Here is a 12919-nt window from a genome sequence, read left to right on the forward strand (position 1 = left end):
GGGCGTGCGTCCACACGAAGGCGGCGTAGCAGTCCTCCACGCCCGCGGGGTACGGGTTCTCCGGCGCGAGGCGGTACTCGACGTTCACGGCCACGACGCCGTGCTCCGCGACGATGTCGACCACCCGAGCCGTCTCCCACGAGCGGTGGCCGACGATCATGCCGCCGCCATGGATGTTCACGAAGCCGGGGAGCGTCGACGTCCCGGAACCGGCGGGGCGGAAGATCGTGACCTCGATGTCCGGCGCTCCGGGCGGGCCGGGGATGACGCGATCCTCCCAGGTGATGTCCCGGCCGGCGATCACGGCGTCATTGTCCGGGAACATCCGGTCGACGCCGTCGCGCGGCAGGGTCTCGCGGGTGAGGGCGGGCTGCGGGTTCTTCGCGATCTCGTCGAGCACGGCCTGCACGTCGGGATCGAAGGGGACGGGGATGGTCATGGTTCTCCCTCGGGTGGGACGGCGTCAGGGGCCCTCGGGGTCGACGACCCCGCGGTCGGCCCAGAAGGGCTCGGCGAGACGGCGCAGCTCGGCGGCCCCGATGCGGTCGACCAGCGCGACCGCATCGAGGTTCGCCCGCAGCTGCACGACGCTGGAGGCGCCGAACAGGGTCGTCGTCAGGGCGGGGTGGGTGAGGGTGAACGCGATGCCGAGCTGGGCAGGGGTCACGCCGAGGTCCTCCGCGACCGCCGTGAACGCGGGGACGTCGGCGATGATCCGTTCCCGGATCCCGCCGGGGTCCCGCCCGATCTGGCGGTCGCCGTTCAGCTTGCCGGCGAGGATGCCGCCCTCCAGGCAGTCCGAGGCCTGGAGGGTGAGGCCCTGCTCCCAGAGCCGCGCGAAGGGCGCGCCGTCCGGAATCGACCGCCGCGAGACGCTGTACTTGAGCTGCGCGATCTGCGGACCGGGCACGCCCTCCGCGGCGGCGAGGTCGATCAGGGCCTGGATGCTCTCGGCCGACCAGTTGTTCACGCCCCAGGCACGGATGAGCCCGGCCTCCGTGAGCGCGGCGAGGTCGAGCACGAGGTCGCGCAGCTCGAGGTCGTCGCGGCGGAGGTCGCCGAGGATGACGAGGTCGGCGTGCTCGGTGCCCACCCGCATCAGGGCGTTCTCGAGTTGCGGGCGGAAACCGTCGGCTCCGAAGGCCTCGAGCCACAGCTTCGACGACAGCAGCCACTCGTCTCGGTGCAGGCCGGCCGCGCGCACCATGGCCGAGAAGATCACGTCGGTGAACACGGGCGGCGAGTCGGGCGCGGAGTACACGCCCACGTCGAAGAGGTTCACACCGCGGTCGGTGGCCTCGCGCAGCAGAGCCACCGCGTCCGCGAAGTCCATCCGGTCGTAGGTGTGCCACGAGCCGAGGGAGAACAGGGACGCCTGCAGGCCGCTGCGGCCGATCTCACGGAGGGGGAGGGAACGGGTCATGGGTGCTCCTCAGAGGCTCGGGTCGATGACGGCCTTGACCTCATCGAGGTGGTGCATGTGGGCGATCTTCGCGGAGGCGTCGGCGAGTCCGACCGGTGCGCTGAACAGGTCGTCCCAGGGGAAGCGGTCGGCGAACGCCGTGAAGAACTCGACGGCGCGGGCGTAGTCCGAGATGTCGCCGTTGAGCGAGCCGACCACCGTGAGCTCTTTGCCCATGATCGTGCTGAGGGCGAAGGGGTCTCCGGCCGGGCCGGTCGAGCCGACGATCGCCACCGTGCCGCGCTGGGCGGCCATTCCGACGGCGTCCGGACCGACGCTCGGGGCTCCGGCGAAGTCGAACACATGATCCGCCCCCGCACCCCCGGTGAGCGCCAGCACCTGGTCGATGACGGGGCCGTCGCGGAAGTCCACGACGGCGTCGGCCCCGAAGCGCCCGGCGAGCTCCAGACGGGCAGCGGGAGCGCCGACGGTGATGACCTGCCCTGCGCCCGCGATGGTCGCGACCGCGGTCGCGAAGATGCCCAGCGCTCCGGAGCCCTGCACCACCACGCGGGAGCCGGGACGGATGCGGCCCGCGCGCTCGAACGCCCGGAGGACGGTCTTCGCGGCGCAGCCCGCCATCGAGGCCCAGGTGTCCTTGACCGCCGCGGGCAGCAGGAGCTTCGCCGCACCCGGGGTCACGTACGCGTACTCGGAGAGCCCGGCCGTCGCGAACGGCGGCACGTCGGCGCGCTGGAGGAAGCCGTAGCCGCGGCGCGAGCACGCGACCGGTTCGCGCAGCACGACGCAGCCGTGGCACTCGCCGCAGGTGGACTCCGACCAGCCGATCCGGTCGCCCGGGGAGAGGGAGCGGCCGAGGGCGTCCCGGGTGTCGGGGCCGGTCGCCACGATCTCGCCGACCATCTCGTGACCGAGGACCATGGGCAGCATGCCGGGGAACGTCATCTTCCCCTCCCAGATCTCGATGTCCGTGCCGCAGAGCGTCGTACAGGCGATGCGCACGAGGGCGGCGCCCGGTTCGATCTCGTCGGGGAGCGGGAGGTCCTGCAGGGTGAGGGGCTCGCCGTGCGCGGTGAGCACCGCCGCGCGGGTGGTGGTGGGGAGGGTCATGGGCTTCTCCAGTCGCAGGGGCGGGTGGCGGGACGGGAAACGGTCCTCCCGAGTGGCTGGAAGGAGCGGAAGTGATCCCGCGCGGAGGCGGGGGGCGGGGGGTCAGACGAGGAGCTGGCCGCCGTCGACGGGGACCGAGACCCCGGTGATGTGACTGGCGGCCTCGCTCGCGAGGAACAGCACGAGCGGCGTGACCTGGTCGACCTCGGCAATCGTGCCGAGCGGGATGCGGGACTCCCAGGCGGCCCTCGCCTCCGGGTCCGAGGCGAAGCCGGCGGTCAGCGGGGTCAGCACGGGGCCGGGGGCGACGGCGTTGACCCGCACACCGACGCCGGCGAGCTCGACGGCGGCGGTACGGGTAAGCGCGTCGACAGCGGCCTTCGTGGCCTCGTAGTGCCCGAGGCCCGGGGTGGGCTGCCGGGCGCCGATCGAGGAGATGTTGACGATGGCCCCGCGACCGGCGGTGGCGAGCAGGCCGCCGAAGACCCGGAGCATGAGGAACGTGCCGCGGACGTTGACCCGCAGGGCGGCGTCGACCGCGTCCACCGAGACCTCCTGAAGCGTCCCGCCGCCCGCGACGACGCCGGCGTTGTTGACGAGGACGTCGAGCCCGCCGGTCTCGCGGATCCGTTCCGCCGCCGCCTGCACCGATGCTTCGTCGCCGATGTCGAGAGAGAGGGCGGTGGCGCCGATCTCGGCGGCGACGGCCGCGGCAGCGGCGTCGTCGACATCGCCGATGAACACCTCGTCGCCCGCCGCGCGGAAGGCGGCCGCGATCCCGCGGCCGAGTCCTGAGGCGCCTCCGGTGACCAGGATGCGACGGGGGGAAGCGGTCATGTTCGTCCTCACTGACGGGTGCTCTGACGGGGTGAGTCCGTTATATTCTACAAACATAGAAAAACACAACCCCGAGTCCCGAGACGGCGAAGGAGCCCTCATGTCCGATGCGACCTCCCCCCGCAAGCCGCTGTCCCCGGGGGGTGCGACGGTGCCGCCGCTCGCCCTCGGCTCCTGGAACACCTGGGATCGCATGCGCTTCGACGAGGCCGTGCGCCTCATCCACCGGGCGGTCGAGCTCGACGCCGGGTTCTTCGACGTCGCGTACTACAACATGGGACCGCACGCCGAGAACTCCCGGACGGACATCCTTTTCGGCGAGGCCTTCCGGGAGAGCGGTGTGGACCGTGCCGAGGTCGTGCTGTGCGGCAAGCTCTGGCTCTGGGACTGGCCGAACCAGGGCTTCCGCGCGCAGATCGAAGAGTCACTGGACCGGGCCGGCCTCGACCGGTTCGACACCCTCGTGGTGGGGGACTACCGCCATGCCCCGGACATGCCGCGGCTCGTCGCCGACGTGAACGCCCTCATCGCGGACGGCCTCGTCGACTCCTGGGGGATCAACAACTGGCGGATCGCGGACACCGGGGCGGCGCTCGCCGAGGCGGACGCTCAGGGGCTGATCGGCCCCTCGTTCGCACAGCTCAAGTACGGCATTGCTCGACGGGCCATGGCGGAGGGTGATGCGTACGGGCCGCTGTTCGCCGACGGGACTCTCACGCTGCAGGCCTCCGACGTGTTCGAGGGCGGGATTCTCGCCACGGGCCGGATGCCGGAGCGGAAGATCGGCGCCGACGTCGGAGGTGTCCGTGAGCGGATCGTCGCCCTGTATCCCGAGGTCGCTCGGGTCGCCGGCGAGTTCGGGGTGACCCCGGCGGCCCTCGGTATCGCCTTCTGTCTGACGAACCCCGCGACGGCCAACGTGCTGTTCGGTGCCTCCCGGGTCGCGCAGCTCGAGGAGAACCACGCCGCCCTCGCCCTCGCCCGTCACCGTGGAGCCGAGGTCCGCGCCGCCCTCGTCGGCTGCCGCGTCGACCAGTCCGTTCGCCCCGACGGCACCTGGTGACTCCCGCCTCCCCGTGGTCGCATTCCCCGCCGCGGCCGACTCCGCGTGCGGGATCACTTCCGCACCTCGCGGGCACTCCGCGGGCCCGTTCGTGATCCCGCGTCCTCCGCTCCCGCGTCCCACTCCGCGTGCGGGATAGGTTCCGCACCTCGAGGGTGCCTCCCGGGCATGTTTCTGATCCCGCACGGCGTGGCGTTCTGTGCGCCGATTCGAAAACGCGCCGCGTAGGGAGGGCGAGTGGCCGATTCTGATCCCGCGTCTGGTGGTGGCTGTGCCCGTCGCCGAGCGCCGTTCCGGTGCGACCGAACCGCTCTTCTGCGCCCCGGATCAGAAGTGCTCCTCCAGTCCGGGCGGGAGGTGCGTTCTTGATCCCGGCGGGCGGGGTCGGCGGTGCTCCGGGGCCAGCGACGTAGCCCGTCCGCGCCGTCACTCCGGTGCGGGATGGAAACGGTGCCTTGAAGGCGTAGCCGAGGGGTCGTTTCTGAGCCCGGCGAGGGGAGCGGGCGCCGTGCGGGATCAGAAACGGACCTCGCGGGAAGGGGAGGGGTGCGGGATTGATCCCGCGCGGGCACGGGAGCGGGAGCCGGCACGGGAGCGGGGAGCCGGCACGGGCGCGGAGCTGCACGGGCGCAGGCACGGGATGTGCGCGGGGGAGCAAGGTGCGTGCGCGCTGAGGCATCGGTCCTCGCGAGCGGGGGGAGAAAGGCGCTTGCGCTCTTTTTCCACGCATGTAGACTAACCAGCACGACACATCGAAGTGGCGTCGGTCCCGGGTCTCCGGTCAGCGGCTCTTCGAACCTTCTTCACCACCCCCTGCACCCGAGAGAAGGAACCATGAAACGAATGCCCCTCGCGCTGACCGCCGCTGTCGCCGCGACCCTCGCGCTGGCCGGCTGCAGCGGCGGCGGAACGCCCTCGCCCTCGGAGGGCGGCGCAGAAGGCCCTGACGCCCTCAACATCGGCAACTTCCTCGATGTCACGTCGTGGGACCCGTCCCTGGCCGACATCGGCTTCGACGGCCCCTACCTCTCCGCGGTCTACGACGCCCTCATCGCCCTCGATGCCGACGGGACCCCGATCCCGTCGCTCGCGACGGAGTGGACCGTGGCCGAGGACGACCTCAGCATCGATCTCGACATCCGCACCGACGCCGTGTTCAGCGACGGCACTCCGGTGGATGCGGAGGCCGTCGTCGCCAGCCTCGAGTACCTCAAGGCCGGCGCCCGGTCCGGCGAGGCCTACGTCAACGCCGAGGGCTTCGAGAAGGTCGACGACGACACCGTCCGCATCACGCTCACGCAGCGCGACGACACGATCCTCTACCTGATGGGGCTGGGCCGCAGCTACGTGATGTCCCCGGCGTCCATCGAGGCCGGGACCCTCGGCAGCGACCCCGTCGGCTCCGGACCCTACGTGCTCGACGGCGAGACGAGCGTCGCCGGTGCGGAATACCACTTCACGAAGACCGAGGACCACTGGGACGCGGAGACCTATCCGTTCTCCGAGCTCGCGATCTACCCGATCACCGACGCGACGGCACGCCACAACGCGATGCTCAGCGGTCAGATCAACGTGCAGTACGGCGACGTGGCGAACCTCGACCAGGCCGAGCAGCAGGGGTGGAACACCGCCCAGCGAGTCTCAGGGTGGGCCGGACTCGTCATCACCGATCACACCGGCGCGAAGAGCGAGCCCCTCGGCAAGCTCGAAGTGCGACAGGCGCTGAACTACGCGTTCGACGGTGCAGCCGTCCTCGCGGCGGTCGGCAGCGGTGCCGGCGTGGCCACCAACCAGGTCTTCCCGGACGGCGGCGATGTCAACGACCCCGAGCTCAACGACGCCTATGCGTTCAACATGGACAAGGCGAAGGAGCTGCTGGCCGACGCCGGCTACCCGGACGGTTTCGACATCTCGATGCCGATGTCCCCGATCTTCGAAATGTGGAAGCCGTCGGCCGAGCAGGCACTGAACGAGCTCGGCATCACGGTCACCTGGGACAACATGCAGATGCCGGACTACCAGCTCAACGCACCGAACTACCCGATGTTCATCTCCTTCCTCGCGATGGACGGCAACGACGTGGCCACCGTCTCCCGGCAGCTGACGAGCGTGCAGTGGTTCAACCCGGAGCCCGACTACGCGCAGAACGAGGTCATCGCCCCGCTCGTCGAGAAGGTGCAGACGGAGCGCGGCGACGCGCAGACCGCGGCGATCAAGGAGCTCAACGAGGCCCTCGTCGACCAGGCCTGGTGGTCGGTCTGGTACCAGGCGAACAACATCTACTACACGGCGCCCGGCATCCAGCTGCAGCCCGTCGTGGGGATGATGTTCCCGACGCTGCGGTACATCACGCAGGGCTGAATGCCCGCCGGGGCGGTCGCCACGCGGCCGCCCCGGCACCCCTTCCCCTCCTCCTCACTCTCGAGAGGCTCCCATGCTCCTCTTCACGGCGAAGCGCGTGCTGTCCGGCATCCTGCTGCTCGTCGCGGTCTCGATCGGCACGTTCTTCCTCGCCCACCTCGCGATCAGCGATCCGACCGCCTCGCTTCTCGGAACCACGGCGAGCCCCGCGCAGCAGGAGGCGCTGGCGGCGAAGATCGGCCTCGACCGCCCCCTGATCGTCCAGTTCTGGGACTGGTTCTCGCACGCGGCCCTGCTCGACTTCGGCGTCTCGTGGCGGAACTTCCAGCCGGTGGGTGCCCAGCTCGCGACCAAGGTGCCCGTCACGCTCTCCGTCGTGACCCTCGCGACCCTCATCACCGCCGTCATCGGCGTGGCGTTCGGAATGATCACCGGGCTCCGTCCGGGCACCTGGTTCGACCGGATCATCAAGGGGATCTCCGTCGTCCTCTTCGCCCTCCCCGGATTCTGGGTGAGTCTGGTCCTCGTCATGTGGCTGGCCGTGCAGCTCAAGTGGTTCCCGGCGGTGGGGTACGTGCCCCCGACGCAGTCCGTCGAGGGCTGGCTGCGCTCGATCACCCTCCCGGCGATCTCCCTCGCCCTGGGCGGCATCGTCGCCGTGTCGGAACAGCTGCGCAACGCGGTGATCGCCCAGAGCCGCCAGGACTGGGTGCGTACCCTCCGCAGCCGCGGGCTGTCCGCCGCCCGCGTGAACCTCCACATCCTCCGCAATGCGTCGCCCGCCGCGCTCACCGTCATCGCCCTGATGTTCGTGGGCCTGCTCTCCGGTGCGATCGTGGTGGAGCAGATCTTCAGCCTCCCCGGCCTGGGGCAGCTCACGAACCAGTCGTCGCAGAACGGCGACATCCCGATGCTGCTCGGGATCACCGTCGTCTCCATCGTCTTCGTCGTCCTTATCAACCTCCTGCTCGACCTCGTGCTGGGCTGGATCAATCCGAAGGTGCGCGTCGCATGACCACGACAGACATCCGCGTCGCCTTCGACCGGGCCGCCCAGAAGCGCCGGTCGAGTCTGTTCCGACGCTTCCTCCGTCACCCCGGCGGCTACCTCCCCCTCGCGATCTTCGTCCTCATCGTGCTCGTCGGGGTGTTCGCACCGCTTCTCGCCCCGATGGATCCGAACCTCGTCGACCTCGCGGCGGCGAAGGCCCCGCCGTCTCCGGAGCACCTCCTCGGCGGCGATTCCACCGGGCGCGACATCCTCAGCCGCCTCATCTACGGCACCAGGACGACGCTGTGGGGTGCCCTCGTCACGATCGTCACCGCACTCGTCATCGGAGTGCCGTCCGGCGTCGCCGCAGGCTACTTCGGCGGGGCGTTCGACCGTGTCGCCACCTGGATCAGCGACGCGCTCCAGTCGATCCCCGGGATGATCATCCTCCTCGTGGTCGCCGCCGGCAGCCGCAACAACTTCGAGCTCCTGATGGTCACGGTCGGTGTGTTCATGGTCCCGGGCTACTTCCGCATCGCGCGGTCGCAGACCCTCGCCGTCCGCGAGGAGCCCTACATCGATGCGGCCCGCGTCTCCGGCCTCTCGGACGCGCGGATCATCTTCCGCCACGTCATCCCGGCGGTGTACCCGCCGGTCATCATCCAGACGGCGCTCACGGCCGGCATCGCGATGGGCATGCAGGCCGGACTCCAGTTCCTCGGCATCGGCGACTCGAACGTGCCGAGCTGGGGGGCGATGATGCTCGAGGGCTTCCGGCTCATGCTCACCTATCCGCTCATGCTCCTGTGGCCCTCCGCGGCCCTCGGGCTCACGATCGCCGTGCTCGCGATCATGGGCTCCACGCTCGCCGAGCTGGTCCAGGTGCGCACGCCCCGTGCCGCGCGGCGACGTCGGCGGGGCGTGCTCGAGGCGGCCGACGAGGCCGAAACCTCCGCCGCCACCGGCTCCGTCCGTCATGACGCCCCGGCGTCCGCCCTCCGGGTGGAGAACCTGCGTGTCGCTCACGCGACTCCGAACGGCGAGACGGAGGTCGTGCACGGCGTGACCCTGGACGTCGCGCCCGGGGAGGTCGTCGGGATCGTCGGCGAGTCCGGATCGGGGAAGTCCCAGACCGTCTTCTCGGTACTCGACCTGCTGCCCGCGACCGGACGGGCCACCGCTGACGCGATCTGGGTCGGCGGCGCGGAGGTGACCCACGCGACGCGGAGGGAGCGCCAGGCGCTGCTCGGCCGCACGATCGGCTACGTGCCGCAGGAGCCGATGAGCAATCTCGATCCCTCGTACACGATCGGGCATCAGCTCATCGAACCGCTGCGCCGGACGCACGGGCTCGGGAAGGACGCGGCCCGGCAGCGGGCACGCGACGTGCTCCTCCGGGTCGGGTTGTCCGACCCCGAGCGGGTCATGCGCAGCTACCCGCATCAGGTGTCCGGTGGCATGGCGCAGCGCGTGCTCATCGCCGGCGCGATCGCCGGGCGTCCGTCGCTCCTCGTCGCGGATGAGCCGACGACCGCCCTCGACGTCACCGTTCAGGCCGAGGTGTTGGAACTGCTGCGCGAGTTGCAGGCCGAGTACGGGATGGCGCTGCTCATCGTGACGCACAACTTCGGCGTCGTCGCCGACATCTGCGACCGCGTGATCGTGATGCGCGGAGGCGACATCGTCGAGTCGGGCGCCGTGGACGACCTGTTCACCGCGCCGACCCAGGAGTACACGCGGGAACTCATCGCCGCCTCGCTCGACGGGGCCGAAGGGCGGGCCGCACTCGACAGCCACCGGACGGAGGTCCCCGCGTGAACGCCTCGGCGAACCCCCTGCTCCAGGTCGACGATCTCGTGGTCGAATACGGTCGTGGCCGGCACGCCTTCCGCGCGCTGCACGGCGTCTCCCTCGACATCGCCCCCGGGGAGTGCCTCGGTCTCGTCGGCGAGTCCGGGTCCGGCAAGTCGACGCTCGGCAAGGCCATCCTCGGCCTCGCCCCGGTGACCGCCGGGCGCATCCGCTTCGACGGCCGCGACATCGGCCGCCTCGGTGGTCGCGCGCGACGGGCGCTTGCCGACGATGTGCAGGTCGTGTTCCAGGATCCGTACGGCTCCCTCAACCCGGCCCTGACCATCGGCGACATCCTCGCCGAACCGCTGCTGACGACGGGGATCGGAGCGAAGGCCGCGGAGAAGCGCGTGCGCGAGATGCTCGATCGCGTGCGGCTGCCGGGGACGAGCATGGACCGGTACCCGAGCGAGTTCTCGGGCGGGCAGCGGCAGCGCATCGCGATCGCCCGTGCCCTGGTCCGCGGTCCCCGGCTGATCGTGTGCGACGAGCCCGTCAGCGCGCTCGACCTCACGACGCAGGCGACCGTCCTCGACCTCTTCATCGAGTTGCAGCGCGACACCGGCGTCGCCTACCTGTTCGTCTCGCACGACCTCGGCGTCGTCCGGCGGGTCTGCCACCGGGTCGCCGTGATGTACCGGGGCGAGATCGTCGAGATCGGCGACGGCGAGCAGGTCACGCGCGCGCCGCGTCACCCGTACGCCGAGCGCCTCCGGTTGGCGTCGCCGGTCGCCGACCCCGTGGCCCAACGGGAGCGCCGTGCCCAGTGGCTGGCTCTGCGGGAGGTGCCCGATGCGGCGGTACGGTAGCTCCAGGCCGGAACTCTCCACACCCCGGACTCGGCCGGAAGGACGCCATGCCGAAGATCATCGACCACGACCAGCGGCGACGGGACATCGTCGAGGTGGCCAAGAGCATCATCCTGAAGGGTGGGTTCGAGGCGGCGACCATGCGCAGCATCGCCGCGGAGGCCGGCTTCGCGAACGGCGCGCTGAAGCACTACTTCCCCGGGAAGGAGAGCATCGTCGCGGCGACCTTCGAGACGATCCTGCAGCAGATGTCGGAGGGTGTGGAGGCCGCGGGGCAGGAGCCGGTGGCGGCAGACGACGCGCTGCGCGGCTTCCTGCAGGCGACGGTGCCCCGCGACTCGGAGCAGATCGCGGCAGGGCGGGTGCTGCTGGCCCTCTGGGAGTACGCGATGGCGAACGAGTCGCTGGCGGAGCTCTATCGGGGACACCTCGCCTCCTGGCGCTCTTCGCTCATCGCACGGATGGAGGCGGCCCGCGACGAGGGGTCGATCCGCGACCAGGACTACGGGCCGCTGGCGGACGAGTACATCTCCGCCGCGGTCGGGGCGACGGTCATCAACCTCATGTACCCGGACGGCGACCGTATCGCCGACTACGAGAACTACATCGACCGGTTCCTCGAGCGGCTGCGCTGAGGCTGAGGGGCCGGTCCCGAGAGGACGGCCCGTCATGACCCTTCGCCCCGAACGACCCGTGGTCTTCCTGCACGGCCTCGCCTCGCGCGGCACGCAGGACTGGCCGGAGAACGAGTGGGCGGCGGTGCTCGGCGGTCGCCCGCGTCGCGTCCTCGATCTGCCTGCGCACGGCGACGCCCCTGCCCTCGGCGCCGTTCCGACCTCCGTGGTGCTCGACGCGCTCGCCGCCGAGATCGGTCCGGACGAGGTCGACCTCGTCGGATACTCGCTCGGTGCCCGGCTCGCGTGGGACCTCGCTCGGCACCCCCGCGTCGCGGTGCGGCGTCTCGTGCTCGGTGGCCTCAGCGCGGGGGAGCCCTTCGCGCTCGTCGATCTCGCCGCCGCACGGTCCGCGGTCACCGGCGGACCGGCTCCCGTCGATCCGCTGACCGGGATGATCGTGCACATGGCGAGCCTGCCCGGCAACCGTGCGGACGATCTGCTCGACCTCATCGAGGGGCTCGCGCGAGAGCCGTTCGCGCCCCAGGTCGCCGCGCCGGCGATGCCGGTGCTGCTCCTGGGTGGCGAGGACGACCCGATGGCCGCGGGCATCGACGAGCTCGCCGCGCGGCTGCCCGACGTCCGGGTGCGGCGTGTCCCGGGGGACCACCTCGCGGCGCTGCACACCGCCGAGTTCCGCGACGCCGTGTGCGGTTTCCTCGCGGGCTGATCCGGTGGCCGCCGCCCGGTCTCTTCCTGCCCTTTATTTCCAACGTTCGTCGACAAACCGAAAGGCATCTGCCATGACCGACACCCCCACTCCCGACGCGGCGCGCATCGTCGACATCGCTACCGGCTACATGGCCGCGAAGCAGCTCTTCCAGGCCAGTCGCATCGGCTTGTTCGCGGCCGTCGCCGCCGGCGCCGACACCGCTGCGGCGATCGCCGAGCGCTGCGGAGTGAGCGAGCGGATCTCCCGCCTCCTCGCCGACGCCCTCGCCGCGAAGGGTCTCCTCGTCCGAACGCGGGGGCGCTACGCGCTGGCCCCCGACGCGTCGGCCTACCTCACGGGGGAGGATGCGATCATCGACCTCGCTCCCTTCCTCACGTTCCTCGACGAGATCAGCTACCCGCACTGGCTGCAGTTCGCGCACACGGTCGACACGACCGAGCCCGGCGAGCTGCAGATGGACGACGCCCGATGGGGGACGTTCATGGCCGGTGTCATGACGTACAACCGCCTGCACGCCCAGGAGTTCGGCCGGCTCGTCGACCTCGTCGGCGCGACGAAGGCCCTGGACTTCGGAGGACTGTCGGCCGAGTTCGCCCTCGCGGTCATGGCGCGCAACCCCCAGCTGCACACGACGTTCGTCTACGCGCCGGGATTCGAGGACGGGGTGGCCCAGGCGGTCGAGGCGGCCGGCCTCGCTCACCGGGCCTCCGTCGAGGTGGGGGACACGGCGACCGCGACCCCCGAAGGCGCGTACGATGCGGTGTTCGCCAACCACGTCATCCACCGCTTCTCCGCGGAGGAGAACGCCCAGATCTTCCGCCGGCTCCGTGCGGCGGCGGTCGACGGGGCGACACTGACGGTGCTCGACTTCTTCCTCGACGACGATGAGGAGCAGCGGGCCCTGGATGCCCTGCACGCGGGGGAGTACCTCGTGATCGACGGCACGGTCGTGTACCCCGAGTCCGAGGTGCGCGGTTGGCTGTCGGACGCCGGATGGGCGGTGCGCGACACCGTCGCCCTGCCGGGGAGCCCGCGCGTGCTCCTGGCCACCGCGGTCTGACGGCCGCGGTTCGAGACTGGTCCGAGGGGGATCAGAGGCGGGCGGCATGCGTGAACATGCCGCCCGCC

At 70.9% G+C, this 12919-nt stretch carries 11 protein-coding genes and 1 pseudogene; 8 read left to right on the forward strand and 4 right to left on the reverse strand.

Going from position 1 to position 12919, the window contains the following annotated elements:
* Positions 1-10 precede the first annotated feature (10 nt).
* From FY549_RS16760 to FY549_RS09015, 4 genes and pseudogenes are all read right to left on the reverse strand, one after another.
* Positions 11-439: pseudogene (locus tag FY549_RS16760) on the reverse strand (alpha/beta hydrolase); the annotation flags it as partial.
* Between the two features lie 24 nt (positions 440-463).
* Positions 464-1423: an aldo/keto reductase gene (locus FY549_RS09005; RefSeq protein WP_149084732.1), complete on the reverse strand. Its 960-nt coding sequence runs from the start codon at positions 1421-1423 to the stop codon at positions 464-466.
* Between the two features lie 9 nt (positions 1424-1432).
* Complete coding sequence (locus FY549_RS09010) at positions 1433-2533, reverse strand: zinc-binding dehydrogenase (RefSeq protein ID WP_149084733.1); 1101 nt, start codon at positions 2531-2533, stop codon at positions 1433-1435.
* A gap of 102 nt (positions 2534-2635) precedes the next feature.
* Positions 2636-3370: an SDR family NAD(P)-dependent oxidoreductase gene (locus FY549_RS09015; protein WP_149084734.1), complete on the reverse strand. Its 735-nt coding sequence runs from the start codon at positions 3368-3370 to the stop codon at positions 2636-2638.
* A 100-nt stretch (positions 3371-3470) separates the two neighbouring features.
* On the opposite strand from FY549_RS09015, the gene FY549_RS09020 reads away from it, so the two are divergent.
* The 8 genes from FY549_RS09020 (at position 3471) to FY549_RS09055 (ending at position 12851) form a co-directional block, all read left to right on the forward strand.
* Positions 3471-4433 carry an aldo/keto reductase gene (locus FY549_RS09020; RefSeq protein WP_149084735.1) on the forward strand — a complete coding sequence of 321 codons (963 nt, stop codon included), beginning with the start codon at positions 3471-3473 and terminating at the stop codon, positions 4431-4433.
* Between the two features lie 834 nt (positions 4434-5267).
* Positions 5268-6794, forward strand: coding sequence for an ABC transporter substrate-binding protein (locus tag FY549_RS09025; RefSeq protein WP_200839061.1), 1527 nt, complete (start codon positions 5268-5270; stop codon positions 6792-6794).
* Between the two features lie 73 nt (positions 6795-6867).
* Complete coding sequence (locus tag FY549_RS09030) at positions 6868-7809, forward strand: ABC transporter permease (RefSeq protein ID WP_149084736.1); 942 nt, start codon at positions 6868-6870, stop codon at positions 7807-7809.
* Complete coding sequence (locus FY549_RS09035) at positions 7806-9602, forward strand: dipeptide/oligopeptide/nickel ABC transporter permease/ATP-binding protein (RefSeq protein WP_149084737.1); 1797 nt, start codon at positions 7806-7808, stop codon at positions 9600-9602. The genes FY549_RS09030 and FY549_RS09035 overlap by 4 nt, the downstream gene beginning before the upstream one ends.
* On the forward strand, positions 9599-10444 hold the full coding sequence (locus FY549_RS09040; RefSeq protein ID WP_149084738.1) for an ATP-binding cassette domain-containing protein: 846 nt from the start codon (positions 9599-9601) through the stop codon (positions 10442-10444). Before FY549_RS09035 ends, FY549_RS09040 begins: the two co-directional genes overlap by 4 nt.
* A 47-nt stretch (positions 10445-10491) precedes the next feature.
* Positions 10492-11079, forward strand: a complete 588-nt coding sequence (locus FY549_RS09045) for a TetR/AcrR family transcriptional regulator (protein WP_149084739.1) — start codon at positions 10492-10494, stop codon at positions 11077-11079.
* Positions 11080-11113: 34 nt separating this feature from the next.
* On the forward strand, positions 11114-11788 hold the full coding sequence (locus FY549_RS09050) for an alpha/beta fold hydrolase (RefSeq protein WP_149084740.1): 675 nt from the start codon (positions 11114-11116) through the stop codon (positions 11786-11788).
* 73 nt (positions 11789-11861) lie between these two features.
* A complete protein-coding gene (locus tag FY549_RS09055; RefSeq protein WP_149084741.1) occupies positions 11862-12851 on the forward strand; it encodes a methyltransferase dimerization domain-containing protein in 990 nt (329 codons plus the stop codon).
* The last annotated feature ends 68 nt before the right edge of the window (positions 12852-12919 follow it).

It is taken from the genome of Microbacterium sp. 1S1 (assembly GCF_008271365.1).
GTDB lineage: Bacteria > Actinomycetota > Actinomycetes > Actinomycetales > Microbacteriaceae > Microbacterium.